The organism is Bartonella sp. MR110HLJHH (genome assembly GCF_042194225.1).
In the GTDB taxonomy this organism is placed as follows: domain Bacteria; phylum Pseudomonadota; class Alphaproteobacteria; order Rhizobiales; family Rhizobiaceae; genus Bartonella; species Bartonella grahamii.
The window spans coordinates 39,235-56,910 of sequence record NZ_JBHIMQ010000011.1 but is presented as its reverse complement, the minus strand read 5'-3'; the positions used below and the strand labels follow the sequence as shown (position 1 = coordinate 56,910).

Genomic DNA, 17,676 nt, shown 5'->3' with positions numbered 1-17,676 from the left:
TATGAAGTATTATCGTGAAATTTTATCAATGAATTCTGTAAAATAATGGGGTGTCTTATTCAAAGTTTTCTGTATTTTATACACCATCTTTGATGCAATCTTGGCAAGGTAATTGCACCAAAGTTTTGTATGAAAAGCCAACAATTAGGAGATTTATCACGACAAAGCTATTGCTTTTGATGTTTCGGCTCTGCGCGGTCGAACATGCGGCTGGTCTTCTTGTCTAGAAGTTTCTGCAACCTCTTGATGCTGCTTTGAAGTTGAGCGTTCAGGTAACTTCGGGGACCGCGATAAGTTTTGCTGCTTTTGCAATTTTTTATCGGGATCGTTAAGCGGTTGATGACGTTTTTGTTGTTCTGCCTGATGGTTTTGCACAATGGTTTCTCTTAACTGTTTTACAGTTTCAGCATAATCCTTAATGGCGGTACACAGGGTAGGAAGATTTTCTTCAGCAGCTTTGCGTGCTCCATTTTTTATGCCAAGGACTTGCCTACCAGCAAGCGGAGCAAAAGATCTAGAAGGGTTTTCAATTTGAAATACAAGCTCTTCTCCTATCTCTGGAATTTTTTGCATATCTTCTATTCTATATTGCAAAATAAATGGATCATTATAAACAATTTCGCACCAATATTCGATCTCTCTTTGACCATATCGAACCGATGGATCTTGTTGAACTCTGCGGGCAATTTCCTGATTTGAGAGAGGCTTTATTTTCTTTTCTGAATTGAGCGGATTTTGTAAATGTTGATTTATTGGCTCTTTCTCTTGTGCTTGTCGCTGGTGTTGTTGTTCCGTGTGAGAACCTCGTGAAATCTTTTCACTTTTTGTATATTTTAAAGTATACACATAATCGTTAATGGCAGTACGTAGGGTAGGAAGATTTTCTTCAGCTTTTCTGCGCGCATGATTTTTTATGCCCAGAACTTTTTTACCAGCAAGCTTAGAAATAGACTTAGGCTGTTCTGTAACATCCCATAAGAGCTTTTCTCCCATATCGGGGTTTTCTTTGATTGCTTCTATTCTTTCTTCTAAAATAAGCTTGTTGCCATAAACCTTTTCGCACAAAAATCGTATTTCTTCTTGATATGCTACGAGTAATAGCTCTCGTTCCATTGTATTAATAGATTTTTTTTGTCCGTGAGACGGTTTTGGCTGTTCAATTGCTGTGTGTGGAGAGGCAGGTTTTGGGATGACAGCATCGCTTTGTTTTCTGTTTTCCATACGGTGCGGTTTTCGTGAAGGAGGTACTGCATATGTTCCACTATCTTGTGATGATGAACTACTTTGTTGCCTGACTTTCATATGTGATGGTGTTTTGGGTCTAACACTTGGGTAGTGTGCTTCAGGATTCTGAATTTTTGCACCGTTTTGCACTCTGTCTCTCGTGCGTGGGGGAGGGGGCGGAGCCACTTTTGTCTGTAGGGAGGGGGACTCTTGAACTGTTGGTTTGTTTTGTTGCCTATCTTTTTCGCGTGGAGGTCTTTGTGGCGCTGCTTTTGTGTGCGGAGAGGAGTTTTCTTGGATTTTTGAGCTGGGGATTTTTGAACTGGGGATTGTTGTGCCGGTTTGTGTTTTTTCTCTCATGCGCGGAGGTTTTGGCGGAGCCACTTTTGTCTGTAGGGAGGGGGACTCTTGAACTGTTGGTTTGTTTTGTTGCCTCTCTTTTGCACGCGGAGGTCTTTGTGGCGCTGCTTTTGTGTGCGGAGAGGAGTTTTCTTGGATTTTTGAGCTGGGGATTTTTGAACTGGGGATTGTTGTGCCGGTTTGTGTTTTTTCTCTCATGCGCGGAGGTTTTGGCGGAGCCACTTTTGTCTGTAGGGAGGGGAACTCTTGAGCTGTTGGTTTATGTTGTTGTCTCTCTTTTGCACGCGGAGGTTTTGGCGGAGCCACTTTTTTTTGTGGGAGAGGCGTCTCTTGGTTTTTGGTGCTAGGAGGTATTGTGCTGGTTTGCACTGGGTTTTTCATGCGTGGGGGGGGCGGTGGAGCAACCTTTGGGTGGTGTGATAAATTTTCTGGGCGTTTTTGTACAGTTGGTTTTGGCAAACTTTGAGAAACTTGGGGAGGGGGGGTTCTGGTGGGGGATTGTTCAGTCTGTTGTTGAAATTTTTCCATCATTTCGGTGATAAAAGGGGAAGGATTTCTTTTTTTCATACATGTTCCTTTCAAACTCTTCCAATATTGTTTTTAAATACTATTTAAAAATGTACGTTGGTTTTTATTCTGTTGTATGCTTTTTTACTTGCTTTTATGAGAGAGGATATGAAACTGAATTGTTCACAAGACTTGGCTCTCTTGGCGCAAATGACCTTTGCCATGTGTTGCGCCAAGACGTTAGATTCAATGTGAAAACTTATTAGCTCGCAAAAGCCATCGCTTTTGGTATCGCAGTTTTGCGAGGACTAAAATCTGTTTCTCTTTGTTGAGTAGAGGTTGTTGCTTCTTCATGAGTTACTGTTGAATGCTCAGTGCGTTCAACAGATTGTGATAAGCGTTGTTGTTGATGCAAATCTTGCGTCCGTTTAGAAGATGGTTCATGGCGTTTTTGTTTTGCCTGCTCGGTTTGCAAAATGCTCTCTCTTACTTGTTCTACAGCCGTTGCATAATTGTCAGCGGCGTCAATTAAGTGAGAAAGACCAGCTTCAGCGTGTCTGCGTGCTTGATTTTTAAAGCCACAAAGACTGATACCAGCGTACTTGTGAAAAGATTGAGGATTTCCGACAAGTTGCTGTGCGAGCGCTTCTATTGTTTCAGGGTTTTGGAAAAGTTTTTCCACTTGTGATTGCAAAATGTTTGCGTTACCAAAAACAACTTCGCACCAATATTTGATCTGGGCATGGTGCCTTTTGACTTTTGAATGTTGTTGAATTTTGGTAGAAATTTCTGCCCCTGAAAGAGTTTCTTTTTCACGTTGATCTGGTTTTTGCAGAAGTTCAGTGACTGCTGCCTTTCCCATTAAACGTTCATAGTTTTTGAGTTCTTGCTCTGGAGATTGCAATAGACTCTCTCTTGCCTGTTTTACAGCTTTTGTATAACAATCAACGGTGACGCAAAGGGCGGAAAAATCTTCTTCCGCTTGTTTGCGCGTTCGATTTTTGAAGCCCAACGTACTGGTGCCTGAAAGTTTAGCGATACTTTCAGGATGGGCTGCCATGCGCCATGAGAGCTCCTTTCCTGCAGCGGGATTTTCTTGAATTTCCTCCATTTTTTCTTGCAAAATATTTGAATCTCCATATGCACTTGCGGATAAACGTTGGATTTCCTCTCGATATGTTTGAACCAATGAATGGTGTGGAAGCAATTGAATGATTTCTTCCTCTGAGAGAATTCTTGTTGCCCTTTTTAGAGAAACTTGTGAAGTAACTGTTGAATGTGTCGTTTCAGGTTTTTGCTGCCTTTTGGTAGAGCTACCTCTTGTTAGAAGCGTTGTTGGATTTGTTGATTCATGTACAGTTTCTTCTTTTAAAAGAGATTGTCTTTCCTCATCTTTTTCCGGTATGGATGACAGTCTTTTGCTTTGTGAAGGAGCTTCTTTATAGAGGCTTTCTGGGCTTGTAACTTCTGCCGCCGCTTTTTCATAGAGCGCTATAAGTTCTTGTATTGAAGGGGATGAAAAAGGGTGAGGGTGATCTTTTTTCATGCATGTTTCCTTTCAAGAATTGTTTTAGAAAACCTCTTTGGTGTACACTCTCGCCCTTTATATTTTTATGGTTTTTATAAGAAGATATCAAAATTGAGTGGTCTCCAAAGATCGGCGCTATTTGTCACCATCGTAATGGGACTTTGTGTCTTTTATACAGTTTTTTTGTGAAATTTTATCAATAAGTTATAGTCAATTACTGAATCCATTTTTAGGACTATTTTTTGTCACAAGATAAAACAATTCTTGGCGCAACCGCAATAAAACGATTTACGCCAAGAGATTACATGAAAAACAAAACTATCGTCTTTATGCTTATAACCCCTTACATGGCATAAGCCATACCGTGTCTTTGTCGTTGAGGACTGTGCTCTGGACTCTCCTGGTTTTGTCCTCTTGTGTGATGATGACGATGATGAGCTCTTTCAGCTTGCTGAGAATTTTCTTGATGGCGTCTTTGCTCCGCTTGAGGGGTTTGCAAAAGCCTCTCCTTTGCCTCTTTTACAGCCTTTGTATAACCATCAATAGCATCAACGAGTGGTTTAAAACCGTCTTCAGCTGCTTTGCGTGTTTGACTTTTTAAGCCAAGTGCGGAGTGGCCAGCAAGTTTATGTATAGATTCAGGATTTTCAGCAAGTTGATTTGAAAGGTCTTTTCCTTTACTGGGATCTGTAAGTATTCCTTGCAAGTGTTGCTGGAAAAGCGTGTCATTGCCATAAACGACCTTACCCCAGTGCATAACCTCTTCTCCATAAGCTTGGACATGTGGGTTTTTTAAAAGTATGACAGTTATTTGCTCAGCTGTGAGGGAAGATGAAGGTCTTCCTCTTTGTTGCGGAGCAACCTTTGTATAGTCTGTTTCAGGATCTTCTCTCCTTTGATGATGGTGTCTACCTCTTGAAGGAGAAATACTGCTAACTGATGCGTATGTAACCTCAGCTTCGCGTTTTGGGGGAGCAACCTTTGTATAGTCTGTTTCAGGATCTTCTCTTCTTTGATGATGGTGTCTACCTTTTGAAGGAGAAATACTGCTAACTGATGCGTATGTAACTTCAGCTTCGTGTTTTGGGGGAGCAACCTCTGTATAGTCTGTTTCAGGATCTTCTCTTCTTTGATGATGGTGTCTACCCCTTGAAGGAGCAATACTGCTAACTGACGCGTACAGAACTTCCTCTTCTGGGGTTGGTGTGTGCTGGTTTCCTCTGTTTGGTTTATTAACTGTTGCATAGAGGGCTTCTGGATTTGCAGAAGGGTGTGGATGATGTTTTTTCATACATGTTTCCTTTCAATATTTTTAGAAAACCTCTTTGGTGCATTCCCCACTTTTAGTTTTGATAACTTTTGTACAAAGGAAGATATCCAACTGAATGACCACCAAAGATTTCGTGCTATTCAGGATCAGTGTGACGGACCTTTGTGTCTTTTATACAGTTTTTTTATGAAATTTTATCAATAAATTATGATAAATTACGGATCCACTTTTAGAACTATTTTATAATATTTTAAAACAACTCTTGGCGCAATCGTAATGAAACGATTTGCGCCAAGAAATTCAATGAAAAATAAAAATTTATGTACTTTACGGGGGCTCACTTACATGGCAAAAGCCATTCCTTTTTCGCCATGTCTTTGCCGTTGTGGGCTGTGCTCTGGACTATTTTGTTCTTGTCCTTTTGTGTGATGACGACGATGATGGTGGTGATGTCTGTGTTCTGGGCCTCTTTCTGGACTTTCTTGTTTTTGACCTCTTTCATGTTCATGTGTAAATTGTTTATGGAGCTTTTGTGTGTTATGCATATGTCTCTCAAGAGCTGAGCAAAGGTGAGTAAACTCCTCTTCAGCTTCTCTGCGGCTTGGAGATTTTACACCAAGTATTTTGTGACCTGCAAGCTTACCAGCGCTTTGAGGATTTTCTGCAAGATTCCATAAGATTTGTTCTGCATTTTGAGGATCATCAAGGATCTTCGCAAGTGGTCCATTCAAAGCATGCTCGTTACCATAAACAACTCTGCATCGCTCTTGGATTTCTCTTACACCATATTGAAAGCTTGTATTTTGTAAAAGCTTTGTTGTAACAACATCTTTTGGGGTTCTGGGAGGGGAGATCTTGCCTGAGCCAACGCCTTGATATATGGGATTTTCTCGTTGTTCAGACTCTTGCCTGCCTTCAGCCCCCATGCCAACCGTTGCATAGACAGATTCGAGTGATTTTTGGGGAGAGAGACCACCACGTTCACCAAATTCAAGCTCTGCATAGAGATGTTCTGGTTCATGGGAAGAATGCCTACCCTGTGCATCTCCACCAACTGTGTCGTAGGGGGACGTTTGCCAACCTTTTGCCTCCAGATCGGTTACTGCATAGGGATCTACGAGTCTGTCGGCGCGTCGCCCATCACTTGGTTCTCCACCAAGTCTGTCATAGGGATTTCCTAGTGGCTTTTGGGGAGCATAGATCGTTGTTGGTGGTTGTTGAAGTGTATATTGTTGTGGGTTGCGCTGTTCTTTGGGTGGTTTGTTAACCTTTGCGTAGAGGTCTTCTACCTTAGAAGCTCCTAGGTTTTGTTGTTCTAGTGGCTTTTGGGGAGCATAGATCGTTTTTGGTGGTTGTTGAAGTGTATATTGTTGTGAGTTGCGCTGTTCTTTGGGTGGTTTATTAACCTTTGCGTAGAGGTCTTCTACATTAGAAGCTCCTAGATTTTGTTGTTCAAATTGTTGTCTTAGTTCATCTATATTGGTAGAAGCGGTTGGGTGACTTTTTTTCATGGCTGTTTCCTTTCAATATTTTTAGAAAACCTCTTTGGCTTTGGCGCATTCCCCACTTTCTGATAACTGTAAGACACAAGGCAGATATCGAATTGAATGACCTCCAAAGATTTCGCGCTATTCATATTTGTATATAGTGGACATTTATGTCTTTTATACAGCTTTTTTATGAAATTTTATCAATAAGTTATAGTAAATTACAGGATTCATTTTTAGGACTGTTTTTTGTAACATTCTAAAACAACTGGTGGGCGCAATGGAGATAAAATGATTTGCGCCAAGAGTTAGTTGGAAGGCAAAAGTTCACGCGTTTCTAGCCGGTAAGAGCAAGTGATGAAGAGCGATTAACTTTTAAGGTGTGAGCTTGACATTGTGCTTCTTTGGTGTTCCTTACAGTATTCGCAATTTCTTTTGCTCTGCTTTCCGATGTCCCAAGTAGGCAAGCTAGTCTGGTATAATCTTTTTCTTGTATGGCTTTACGATCTTCTGAAGATAGACGATTGTGTAGTTGGCGCGAAAAGTGATGGAGTTCTTGTCGCAGTGAACGAGAATGCAATAAAGCTTCTCTTTGTTGTTCTCTTGGTAAGGCAAACAGGTTTTGTAAATTTTTTTCAGGTGTTTCGACAGTGTGGCTCAAGCGTTTTTGTTCTCTTTGATGTTGCTCTAAAATTTCTTCTTTTGTTTGTTGTGTTATTGTGGTATAATTTTTAAGGGCTTGGCTGAGTTGTGGAGCGGTTTGTTCCGCCTGTCTACGGTTTGGACTTTTCATGCCAAGTATTTTTCTTCCTGCAAGTTTAGAAATTGATTGAGGGTTTTGTAAAATTTCATTGGCAAACTGATTTCCGAAGTTTGGATCTGCCGTTAAGATATCCGTTTTTGTCTTTAATGCGTGGGCTTTACCATAAACAGTCTTTGATAAATTTTCGATTTCTTTTCGGCATGCTTCAACATAAGGGTCATGTGAAATCCTTGTGAATAACTCTTCATGTGTGAGAGGTGCTAATGTCTCTTTTGGGATCAGTGTTTCTTGTAAGCTTTGAACGTTGTTTTTTTGAAAGCAGAGGCGGGCACCGTTGAGTAATGTTTTGACGAGTTCTGGGGGGAGATCATCTTTGTGGCCGACGACGAAAGCACCGTCTACTTCCATGACAAAACCTTCTGCTGAAAAACCTCTAAAGATGCCTTCATAGGGGATCCCTTCTTTTGCGGCAACAACAATACGATTGTTAATTTCATCCAGTCCAGCATTTCTCATTTGGGAGATGAATTCTTTTAAAACAAGGGATTTTTGCGGATGCGTGATATCTTCAAAAAGATCTTTCATCGGTTGGGGATTGCCATATTGCATGGCTTCAATACAAGCTGCTGTCATGCGTCTTTTTGTGATGAAAGAAAAGTCAATGGTATGTCCTGCTGCTTGTCCAAGTTTTTCCATAAACATTCGATTTACGCGCCCATTCCCTTTTCGGAAAGGATGTGCGTGCTCGAGCACCATAAAAACTTCAGCGGCATTTTCAGCAAATTCTTGGCGCGATAAACCTTTTAAATTGTTCTTCTCATTCAGTGTTTTTTCGAGTTGTTTTAACTCTTTTTTTATCTGTGGACCAATAGCAAAAGGAACTTCATAACCTTTGGGACGCATCGCCGGCATATGGGCAGAGGTTCCGTCTTCAAATGTAAAGGATATATCGCGGGTTTTTCCAGCCCATTCAAAAGTTTTGTGAAAGAGGCTCCAGTGGATTAATTTTAAATAAGTGGAATCAAATTTTTGTGGAAGTGGTTCATGGCGAAAATTGATGGCTTCTCTGGCGGTATCATGGGCACAGCGTTCATACAGTTTTTTGGGGTCTTTTATGCCATATTTATTTTTGAGTGTTAGGGTACCTTTATATAAATAATTTTGCTCTAACATATAATCTCTCCTAGGTAGGTGGGGTGGTGGTTGATAAGCGTCTTAAACGCTGCATGTGAAAAATTCCCCTTCGCGTATTCTTTTGAGATTTTGGTGTTATGAGAGGGAGCGCTTTTCCCTCAAGTGTATGGATGGTTGTATCGATCGTTTTGTGATACTTTTGAAAGGTTTTTGGTGTGAGAAATGCCAAATGTTCTGTTGTGATTGTTTTCATGTATATTTTCTTTTTTCATTTATTTTTGGAAAGCTTTTCTGATGTTTCCTTTGTTTATTATCTTGTGCTGTAAAATACTGCTATTGAGGGCGCTGATATGAATCCCATGAGTGGTCAGAAAATGGATTATCTACAAATTGACTCTGGATAAAACCTTCATTCTTTGAGGTGTAAGGAAGAGGTCAAAAAGAAAAATGTTGTTTAAAATTGTTGGTTTTTTACTTTTAACAAAGTTATTTGCAAGAGCGCTTTGATGAAGATCGTGGATATGGCGGGTGCAATCGCTCTTGGTTTGCGGATGGAGTTGGTACTTTTCATACACAGTACTCAGATTAGTGAATCTATGGGCAAAAGCAGTCATCAAAAATTTTTCTCCATTATGTTTTTCTTATTGCTCCATATGAACATCTTGCCATATGAACATCTTGTTTGTGTATTTTTGAAACAAATTGTTTTTTATTTTGTATTGTTACTCTTATCGTATTGCGCTTCTTTAAGATCCATAAGAGAGGAAACCCTTTCTTTAGTTGGGGAGAAAAGCCTTTTTTCAGCGCTTTATCTTTAAAATAGAACACTTTATGATATCGTAAAGGGGTAAAAGTTTGTATAAGAACGATTTATTCATTTTGATGCATATCTAAAATATTTTTTTGGAAAAAATCGATGTTCTTGAGTGTAGGTGTCTTGAGAGTTCTTATCTCAAAGATTAAATTTTGGGTTTTTTGTAGGGGATAAATTATACACAAAAAGCTTTGTAGGAATGTATTTACAGACTTTCCTCAGTGGAGATGTTGGTTTAGTTATAGGTGATTTGAGGGGATTGGTGTTTTTTATAAAGACGATGGGCGCTGGTAAAACAATACACAAAATACAAAAAGGAAAAAACACGGTTTTTTTATCATGTTTTCCCTATGTGTGTGAGGAAGTGGGCAAAAACTTTTTGTTAACGGGCTTTTAAAAAACAGAAATGTATATTGTTTTTGTTGTTGTTCTTTTCATAGTCAAGATCTCATAATAGGAGGCTAGTTTTTCTTTTGTGGGGCAAAGCGGTTTTTGGCAGCTGCGGCTAACATTTCTTTTCTTCTGAAATAGATGGCGCGACCACATCGCAAAGGAGGTTGTCCTTGCATAAGAATAATTTGTTCATCTTGACGCATTTCTTGAATAACCTCATGGGGTAAAATCAGAGCTCTTTGTTGGTAATTGACGTTGTATGAACTCTTTCCTAAAGATAAGCCTCTTGATTTGCTTGTTCCGGTTACTTCAACAGTCATTTGGCCACAGCGTTCTGAAATGTCTTTGGCAGTTTGGAGGTCTTTAATGGCAGCATAGCTGACAAAGGAGCAGCTTTCAAACCATGAACGTGCTCCAGCTTCTCCAAAGTGATTGACCAACTGACCAGAGGATTGATAAAAAAGCATTAAAGATGTACCGTATTTACGTCCACGATCGCGCGCTTCTTCTAAAATATTCATATAGCCTAGAAGATCAACTTCATCTAAGACAAATAAAACACGCTTTTTATAGTTACCGTCTGCTGTAACCATGGCATTGAGAAAAGCGCCAATAATCACGCGTCCAATAGCTGGATAACTGTTTAAAATGCTTGCGGGGAGATTGAGAAAAACATCTGTATTGCCATTTGTAATATCTGAGGAAAAAAAATCATCTCCGCAGACAAGATCTGCGTAATTGGACAAAGAAAGCCATTGAGTGTCTTTTGATGCGGTTGTATAGACTCCTGAAAAGGTTTGCTCTGCCATTTCTGTAAAAATACCAACCATTTCGCGAATAAAAGGAGAAGGTGTTGTTTCTTGAATCATACGTAGTTGATTGACAACAGCTGTTTCTGATTGAGAGAGAATTCCACGCAATGTTTTTAAATTGCGCTCGTTGTCTTTATATTCATCAGAAAATATAACATGAGCAAGAAGGGCTGTTAAAAGGTTATGAGCTTGTGTCGAGAAATATTCCGCTGAAGAATTGTCTGATTTTTTATCTGTAAGAAGCAATTTAGAAAAGCTTACAATATTTGCTTCGCGTTGTGTGCGTGGTACGCTGTCGTCTAAAAGCCAATCAATGACATTAAAATTTTTTGTTAAAAATGAATTGGGATCGAGAACAATGACATTTCTATTCCCCATCTTTTGACGCGCAAATTTGACCATTGGGGCAACTTCTGTTGAAGGATCAAGACAAATAATAGACCCTGGATAGGTTAGACACGTGGGAACTACTGTACTTGTGGTTTTATAGCCACCAGAACCAGCAAAAAAGATCATATGAGTTGAACCAAAATCAAGATTAAAGGTTAGCAAAGGGGCTGTTCCCCCCTTTCCCCATGTTGTTTTATTGCCAGGTGAAAAGGGAATTTTGCACACATTATCTTGATCAACACGGTATCTTTCCCCCACAACAATTTGCCCATTGGCAGGAAAAATTTTCGCTGCCTCTCTTAAATTCATCCATGCGGATTCACCAAACACACCTTTTTTTGCACGCTTGACCTTATTTTTAGGTGGAGAGGTTGTTATGAATTGAATAATGGAAAAAAAACCACCAATGATGATGCCAAAGACAACCATGGGGTCCATGAATTGAAGCGCATAATTCCACGTTATTCCTTGTTGTCCAACATAGGGACCTAAACGTTTTATTTCTCCACCAATATAGTAAAGAGCTGTGGTTCCAAAAAAGATAAGGGAAACGAAAGTAATTCCTTTACGTAAGTGCAGCTTTTGCGAGAGACTATAAAACAATGACACAGCAGCTGTTAGTGCTAGGACTAGTAAAGGTTCTGAACGAAGAGTCCAATAAATTTGATTGCTCTTTAGTCCATTTGTTATAAACAACAAAAAATGAGGAACAAGGAATATCGTTAAAGCACCTAAAGCGATTGGTGTTAAAATGAGCACCATTTGTGTCTTGGTATATTTCATTGTATTTACTTTCAATTCTATCAGACTATGCTGCTAAAAGCTCTTTTTTCAGGTGTGTGATATTAAACTCTCTCTTTTTTGAAAAAGCGCAGATGACGCCAAACAGTTCTCGTTTATGAGCCCTTCTTATAAAGTAGGAAGCTTTTATCCATTCTTAGCAAGCCATAGAAAATGCTTTGGAACGATGCATTGTGCATACTTGTGTTTGCTGATGTAGTTCTTTGGCTTGCTTAACGGTTTGTGTAATTTGTTTGGCTTTATTTTCTGATACACCAATGCTTTGAGCCAGTGTTTCATACTCATTATTTTTGACAGCTTTATGTTCAGTTAGTGAGAGACGGCTATTGATGTTTTTTACAAAGTCGGTAAGCTCTTTTTGAAGTAAAGGATTTTTTGCTAAAGCTTCTTGCTGTAATTCTTTTGGCAAGGTGAAGAGCTCTTGTAAGCTTTTGCTTGGCATTTTTACTATTTTTGCACGACGACTTTGTTCTGTTGCATGTTCTTGAGTAATTTCCTTCTCCGCATGTTTTACAGCATGGGCGAAATTTGCAACGGTAGTACAGAGCATCTCAAGATGATTTTTAGCGTTTGCACGTGCTTGATTTTGTAGTCCGCATAAACTGAAACCTGCAAGATGAGAAACAGAGTGCGGTGCTCTTTCAATCTGGTTGGCGAGCTGTTGGCCTAAGCTTGGATTTTTGATGATCTCTAGCATCTGTTTATCTAATGTTTTTTCTTTACCATAAACAATTTTTGCCAATTTCTGGACCTGTTTTAAGCTTGCGTGGACGCAAGAATCTTCTGCAACCATTTCGGCTTTTTTATTTTCTGTCAAAGGAGCTAATCTTTCTTCTGGAATGAGAATGCTTTCAAGCTCTTTTGTTTTTGGAACTGTAAAGGTAAATTTGTCACCGGGTTTTAATGTTTTGAGTTGTTCTGGTGTGAGATGCTCTTTATTGCCGATGATATAAGCCCCTTTCACATTGAATGCAAAGCTATCATAACCAGCACCTCTATACATCCCTGTGTAGGTTTCACCTTCTTTTGCAACCATAACGGGACGATCATTAACATTGCGCCCAAGTTCTTTCATGTTGTTCATGAATTCCTTTAAAAGAAGTATTTTATTGGGATTAGAGATATCCTCAAATAGATGTTGCATTGGTTCTAGATCACCATTTTCTGCTACAGCAACACTGGCGAGCATCATGCGTTCTTTTGTAACAAGTGAAAAATCAAGCTGATGGCCTGCTGCTTGAGCAAGCTTTTCAAAAAAGACCCGTTGTGTACGTCCGTTGCCTTCTCTAAAAGGATGGAGTTGGTTAAGGAAGTTAAATAAGCTTATTGCTTCAGAGTTAAATTTCTCACGCGTTAAGCCTTGCAAATTATCTTTTTCGGCAAGTGTTTGATCTAATTTTTGTAAACCTTCAGGGATTTCATCACCGAGTGCAAAAGGATTTTCCCATCCTGTTCTTTTCATTTCGGGCATAGCGGCTGTGGTACCATCTTCAAATGTAAAGGGAAGATGGCGAAGATGACCAGCCCATTCAAAGGTATTTTTAAACAACTGATAATGAATAGAGCATAGATAGGAGGTATCAAATTTTTCTGGTAGGGGGGCTTCACGCAGATTAACCATCGCTTTTGCTGTATCATGCGAGCATTTCTCCAGAAAGGATTTCAAGTTTTTTATTCCATATTTATTTTTGAGTGTTGTGGTGTTCGGGTAGACATAATGATGGGGAGAAACTGTCTGTATATTTTTTGTTTTTTCTTTTGCTTTTGGCATCGTAGCTTCCTTATAATGTTACGTTGTCCATGAGAGTATTAAATTCCTCGAGTGAAATATTCCCCCTTGCATATTCTTCTAAAATTTTTAGCGTTTTGGAATGTAGCGCTATTCCCTCTATTGCATGAGTGCTGATGGCTGATTCAACCGCTTCACGGCGTTGTTTTAATTCTTCCACTGTCATCGATAAAAGATTTTCGCTGTTTTCTGTTGCTTTGGTTTTCATGTATTTTTCCTTTTATGTGCAATCGTTGCTTTAAAAGAGCCTTTAGCAGCCGATGTGATCTTCTTTTAGTCTCCTCCAAAGATGTTTCGTTGTTTGAAGGGATCATAATAAATTTCTGTGACCTTAAATTTTCCTTCAACCCGTTTGCATTGGATGATGATATCAATCATTGAAATCAACAGTCCTCGAATATCATCACGCTCTAAATCACCTCCTCCGTCACTTTCTTTGACCAAAAGGGTCATTTGCTCAAAGGCAGCAAGGGCTGTTGAGGCATGAACAGTTGTAATGGAACCTGGATGACCTGAATTGACATTGCGGATATAATAAAAGGCTGTACCATCTCTAAGTTCTTGCAAAAGAATACGATCAGGACGCATCCGTAAAGATGATTCAAGCAATTCTTTGGGTCCAACAGAGGCTAAGCCTTGTCCATCTTTTGAATAGAACATCGAGACATGATTAGGGTGCGGTATCACCAATTCTTGTGTATCTTCAATGGTGATAATACGCTCTTCTTGAGGGATTTTGGCGATTAATGCTTTTGATAATGTTGTTTTACCTGAACCAGTTTTTCCTGCAATTAAAATATTTTTCTGGCATTTTACAGCTTGATTTAAAAAGGAGACAAAGTCTTTATTGCAGTAGGCATGAGCTAAGTTATGCTCGATGATTTTGAGTTCGTTAAAACGAGAAAGATAATCATTCAATGGCGTGAAAGATATCTGTTCACAGAGCGAAAACAGACCTTTATTCGCGAGCTCTTCGAGAGAAAAACTTTGCGATGATGGTTTGCGAATTGTCATACTAATCGTGTTTTTTTCGACAGCCGGCGGAATAACAACTTGAATGCGCTCATTACCTGGCAGAGTAGCCGATAATATTGGATTCTTGTCTGATATGTTTTGCTTGGAATAGGACGCGACAACTTTTGCAATCCCCATAAGCTCATTAAAAGAGAGAGCCGGTGCTTCTATTGTTTTCCATCCATCAATACCTTCCGTCATTACTTGATAGGGACGATTGATAACAATTTCAAAAAGACTTTCATCTTTCAAAAAAGCACGGATGGGTTCAAGTTTTGTGAGAACAATCGCGATGGTTTCATCGCTCATGGTATGTAAATTTGAGTTCATTCTAAAGGTATCGCAGAATTTTTGTAAAAGTTTCTTGAAACAGCTCGATTGGTAATCTGTTTTTTGTTTTCGATGACTTTCAATTTATAAACGCTGGAAAAATCTAAATCGCGGGCAACAAAGATATTCACCATTTCTCCTTGGTTTTTGGATAATGTTGGAGGAATATTGGCATAATTTTCGACGACAATATTTGCAATATTTTGTCCTGAAGAGATTGTTTCAGTTTCTTCTTTTTCTTGTTTTTTTGCTAAACGTTTATTGGCATAGTTTGTCACATCTTTTATCAGGGAAACAAGAAGCGCAGATCCAATCCTCTCTAACCAATGGTTATCAATATCTCCATCTATACCAGAACGCCCTAAACTGTCTGTTGCAGGTGAAGCTAAGGATATAATGATACCATTAGGGGTTTTTGCTCTATTCCATAGCACAAAGAGACGTGTTTGGCCTTTTTTCAATCCGGCGCGATATTCACCAACAATTTGGGTACCTTTATCGAGAAGGACAACACGACCATTGTCTGATAAGATATCTCTGGAAACGATACAGCTGGCAAAACCTTGTTGATCACTGTTGATGGCTGTTTCTAAAATACAAGGGATAGAAGTTCCCATCGCGATGATGTAGTTTCGATTGCCAAGGGTTGAAGCACGAATACCTTCAAGCACTGTGGGTTTGAGAAGATGATTAAAACGTTGTGTCGTTTCATCAGGTTTACTTTCAAGTTGGTGAGGCAAAACACCATTATTTGTTTGTGAATCTATTTTGCCTTGTTGTGTATTTGCATAAGCTAATACAGGAGCACGTTGTGCTGCTTCCAACAGTGAGTCATCAGAATTTAATTGATTGATGTTTGGTGTTGGTAGCTCGACTTTTGGCAATAGAGCGTTATTTCGTTGAGGCTGTTCAAGGGGGGAAGGGGTAGGCTTTGCAGGGCGAAAAAGCTCTGTTTGTTTTATAACTTTTCCTTCTTTTGAAGATTCAATTGGTTGTTTTTTTTCTGTAACAAGTGTTGAATAGGCTAAATAAAGACAGACACTGAAAAGAATAATAAGAGCAATAGCTTTTCCTGCATTGTTCTGTTGACTTTTTCCTTGAGCATTTTTTATTGTATCGCGATCATTAATGCTTTTTTCATCCACGGTGTTATTCATGGCTGCTTCCTAGGTTCACTTTACGTTGTACAGATGGTGATGTCGTACCTGTTTCAGGGTTAATTCCTTCTGGTACGAACCTTTTATTAAAGATGCACAATACTTCATTCCCACGCCGTAGCGTGAATTGTGCAGCTGTTGCATGAACAATAACCTTGTTGCCTTTAATTGATTTGGGAATAAGCGCTTCTTGCCCATCAGGCGATACAATGTAAATGGCAGGGATTTCAATGTTGCCTAAAAAGGTAAAGGTTGTTGTTTTTCCATTATCATAGACAGAAGCAGGTTCAATGAGGGATGAACCTTGGGCTTCATAAGCCCAATTGCGTGGTCCAAAATCTTCATGGATATTTAAAACATCATTGACAAAGTTTTCTTCACGTTGTTTTGCTTTTTCTGCTTCGGCTAATTTCTTACGCAAGGCTTCATCTTCTGGATAACGAAACTTTACCAAGAAATATGTCTCATTGCCAGCTGAAACATCGCCTTCACGGATTTGCAGCTCGAATTGATAAGATCGTTGTGTTCCATCTTGACGGCTTGTGACAATTTGTAAATTGGTCACAGGTTGGATTTCACGTGGTTTGAGAAAAACAAAGTGACCAGCCGGTGCAACTTGCCAAGCAACGGAATTTCCAATTCCTACATAGGTTACTTCTTCATCATCGGCAAATTCCAGCTGAACTGAAGAGCGAATGGAGCCAATGATTTGTACGACGTTGTAGGGGTCATAATTGACAAATCTGATGCGGTTATCTTTACGTGCACTGACAGGCGCTGTTTCTGCAAGTGAGAGGACAGTGTGAAAGTTGAGAGTGATCGTAAAAATTAAAAAGGTTGTTTGTAAAAGTCTGATCATTTTATCACCTCTGGATCAGATCTATATTCCGATACTTGAAAACCAAGAGGGTTGATGAGACGATCAGACGTTGAAATGTGTGCGTTCACGTAGGAAAAATTTAATATTGAAATCCAATGGGAAATATTTTCTTTTTCATTAAAGTCTCTGACCGTTTTATAGTAACGAACTTGAATAAGATCTTTGCTTATAAAAGAGATTGATTTGATTGTGACGGTAGCAATCATGTTATGATAAATATTTTGCGGACTTTCTGGATTATTGCCCGCGTACCATTTTGCAAAACGGTTTTGTTCTTTTGGAGAAGATAAAAGAGAAACTAAGCGAAAATTGTTTTCTGCTTCTGATGCTTGAAAACTTTCACGGGCACGAACATATTGGCTGGCAAAATAACGCGTTATCGCTTCATCATAGTCGTTAGGGGATTCTTTGAGGGCGCTTACAGTATCAATAATGCCTGTTGAGTTATCGACGCGGATAACAAAAGGCTCTACCGTTTTTAAAGGCGTCAAAGCTGCAACAGCTAAAGCCAGCGCAATCGTCATCAATCCAAAAAGCACTGTTAAAGCCATGGAAATTTTCATTCGCACGCGCATGCTATGCATGCGATCAATGTCAAATGAGCGCGCTTCTTTTATATATTCTTCAAGGGCATCACTTTTCACGCGTAACCTCCACAGTTTTATCAGATCGTGCTTCATGAATAACCGGCTTTAATAAAGCTGAATTGGTTGTTGCTTTTTCACTTTCTAAAGTATTGAGAATGATGGGAGTGGTAACAGTCCTTACGCTCTTTTCTGGGTGGACAACGTTTTGATTGTCCCAATTCCACTTATCTTTATTTAAAGCACGGGTATGTTTGCCATTACAGCGTGGTGGTTTTTTGGGGCCACTCAAAGAGGCACAACCAGTAAGAGCGATTGTTAGGACCATAACAAAAGTTATTTTTCGTTTCATTTTTTGAACTCACAAATATCTTGGAATACAATGCATGAGAGCCTTTATTCTGGACACTTTTAAAAGTCTATGTGATTGGTTTTGTTG

14 protein-coding genes are annotated in these 17,676 nt (G+C 39.4%); all 14 read right to left on the bottom strand.

Annotated features, from left to right (window positions below):
- Window positions 1-156: 156 nt before the first annotated feature.
- Entirely contained in the window at window positions 157-2,151 is a 1,995-nt protein-coding gene (locus ACFIKB_RS07265) for a BID domain-containing T4SS effector (RefSeq protein WP_375653167.1), read from the bottom strand.
- Window positions 2,152-2,353: 202 nt separating this feature from the next.
- The gene (locus ACFIKB_RS07260) at window positions 2,354-3,637 is read right to left on the bottom strand and encodes a BID domain-containing T4SS effector (RefSeq protein ID WP_375653165.1); all 1,284 of its coding nucleotides are present in this window, start codon (window positions 3,635-3,637) and stop codon (window positions 2,354-2,356) included.
- A 325-nt stretch (window positions 3,638-3,962) separates the two neighbouring features.
- Window positions 3,963-4,910: a BID domain-containing T4SS effector gene (locus ACFIKB_RS07255; RefSeq protein ID WP_375653163.1), complete on the bottom strand. Its 948-nt coding sequence runs from the start codon at window positions 4,908-4,910 to the stop codon at window positions 3,963-3,965.
- A gap of 320 nt (window positions 4,911-5,230) precedes the next feature.
- Window positions 5,231-6,400, bottom strand: coding sequence for a BID domain-containing T4SS effector (locus tag ACFIKB_RS07250; RefSeq protein ID WP_375653160.1), 1,170 nt, complete (start codon window positions 6,398-6,400; stop codon window positions 5,231-5,233).
- Window positions 6,401-6,713: 313 nt separating this feature from the next.
- On the bottom strand, window positions 6,714-8,312 hold the full coding sequence (locus tag ACFIKB_RS07245) for a BID domain-containing T4SS effector (RefSeq protein ID WP_375653158.1): 1,599 nt from the start codon (window positions 8,310-8,312) through the stop codon (window positions 6,714-6,716).
- A gap of 10 nt (window positions 8,313-8,322) precedes the next feature.
- Window positions 8,323-8,526 (bottom strand): hypothetical protein, encoded by a 204-nt coding sequence (locus ACFIKB_RS07240; RefSeq protein ID WP_375636365.1) that lies wholly within the window; start codon window positions 8,524-8,526, stop codon window positions 8,323-8,325.
- 1,022 nt (window positions 8,527-9,548) lie between these two features.
- Complete coding sequence (traG, locus tag ACFIKB_RS07235; RefSeq protein ID WP_375636367.1) at window positions 9,549-11,465, bottom strand: Ti-type conjugative transfer system protein TraG; 1,917 nt, start codon at window positions 11,463-11,465, stop codon at window positions 9,549-9,551.
- A 154-nt stretch (window positions 11,466-11,619) separates the two neighbouring features.
- Window positions 11,620-13,254, bottom strand: a complete 1,635-nt coding sequence (locus ACFIKB_RS07230) for a BID domain-containing T4SS effector (protein ID WP_375636369.1) — start codon at window positions 13,252-13,254, stop codon at window positions 11,620-11,622.
- Between the two features lie 10 nt (window positions 13,255-13,264).
- Window positions 13,265-13,480, bottom strand: a complete 216-nt coding sequence (locus tag ACFIKB_RS07225; RefSeq protein ID WP_375636370.1) for an antitoxin VbhA family protein — start codon at window positions 13,478-13,480, stop codon at window positions 13,265-13,267.
- Between the two features lie 65 nt (window positions 13,481-13,545).
- On the bottom strand, window positions 13,546-14,616 hold the full coding sequence (gene virB11, locus ACFIKB_RS07220; protein WP_015856713.1) for a P-type DNA transfer ATPase VirB11: 1,071 nt from the start codon (window positions 14,614-14,616) through the stop codon (window positions 13,546-13,548).
- On the bottom strand, window positions 14,613-15,773 hold the full coding sequence (virB10, locus tag ACFIKB_RS07215) for a type IV secretion system protein VirB10 (protein WP_375644934.1): 1,161 nt from the start codon (window positions 15,771-15,773) through the stop codon (window positions 14,613-14,615). The genes virB11 and virB10 overlap by 4 nt, the downstream gene beginning before the upstream one ends.
- The gene (gene virB9 / locus ACFIKB_RS07210; RefSeq protein WP_375636374.1) at window positions 15,766-16,632 is read right to left on the bottom strand and encodes a P-type conjugative transfer protein VirB9; all 867 of its coding nucleotides are present in this window, start codon (window positions 16,630-16,632) and stop codon (window positions 15,766-15,768) included. Before virB9 ends, virB10 begins: the two co-directional genes overlap by 8 nt.
- Window positions 16,629-17,333, bottom strand: coding sequence for a virB8 family protein (locus ACFIKB_RS07205; RefSeq protein ID WP_375653156.1), 705 nt, complete (start codon window positions 17,331-17,333; stop codon window positions 16,629-16,631). Before ACFIKB_RS07205 ends, virB9 begins: the two co-directional genes overlap by 4 nt.
- Complete coding sequence (locus ACFIKB_RS07200) at window positions 17,287-17,589, bottom strand: type IV secretion system protein VirB7 (protein WP_375647474.1); 303 nt, start codon at window positions 17,587-17,589, stop codon at window positions 17,287-17,289. Before ACFIKB_RS07200 ends, ACFIKB_RS07205 begins: the two co-directional genes overlap by 47 nt.
- Window positions 17,590-17,676: the final 87 nt, after the last annotated feature.

Coding starts and splice junctions, on each gene's coding strand:
- ACFIKB_RS07245 (WP_375653158.1), bottom strand. CDS start 8,312: ATGTTAGAGCAAAATTATTTATATAAAGGTACCCTAACACTCAAAAAT.
- virB9 (WP_375636374.1), bottom strand. CDS start 16,632: ATGATCAGACTTTTACAAACAACCTTTTTAATTTTTACGATCACTCTC.
- virB10 (WP_375644934.1), bottom strand. CDS start 15,773: ATGAATAACACCGTGGATGAAAAAAGCATTAATGATCGCGATACAATA.
- ACFIKB_RS07260 (WP_375653165.1), bottom strand. CDS start 3,637: ATGAAAAAAGATCACCCTCACCCTTTTTCATCCCCTTCAATACAAGAA.
- ACFIKB_RS07255 (WP_375653163.1), bottom strand. CDS start 4,910: ATGAAAAAACATCATCCACACCCTTCTGCAAATCCAGAAGCCCTCTAT.
- traG (WP_375636367.1), bottom strand. CDS start 11,465: ATGAAATATACCAAGACACAAATGGTGCTCATTTTAACACCAATCGCT.
- virB11 (WP_015856713.1), bottom strand. CDS start 14,616: ATGAACTCAAATTTACATACCATGAGCGATGAAACCATCGCGATTGTT.
- ACFIKB_RS07230 (WP_375636369.1), bottom strand. CDS start 13,254: ATGCCAAAAGCAAAAGAAAAAACAAAAAATATACAGACAGTTTCTCCC.
- ACFIKB_RS07225 (WP_375636370.1), bottom strand. CDS start 13,480: ATGAAAACCAAAGCAACAGAAAACAGCGAAAATCTTTTATCGATGACA.
- ACFIKB_RS07250 (WP_375653160.1), bottom strand. CDS start 6,400: ATGAAAAAAAGTCACCCAACCGCTTCTACCAATATAGATGAACTAAGA.
- ACFIKB_RS07200 (WP_375647474.1), bottom strand. CDS start 17,589: ATGAAACGAAAAATAACTTTTGTTATGGTCCTAACAATCGCTCTTACT.
- ACFIKB_RS07205 (WP_375653156.1), bottom strand. CDS start 17,333: ATGAAGCACGATCTGATAAAACTGTGGAGGTTACGCGTGAAAAGTGAT.
- ACFIKB_RS07265 (WP_375653167.1), bottom strand. CDS start 2,151: ATGAAAAAAAGAAATCCTTCCCCTTTTATCACCGAAATGATGGAAAAA.
- ACFIKB_RS07240 (WP_375636365.1), bottom strand. CDS start 8,526: ATGAAAACAATCACAACAGAACATTTGGCATTTCTCACACCAAAAACC.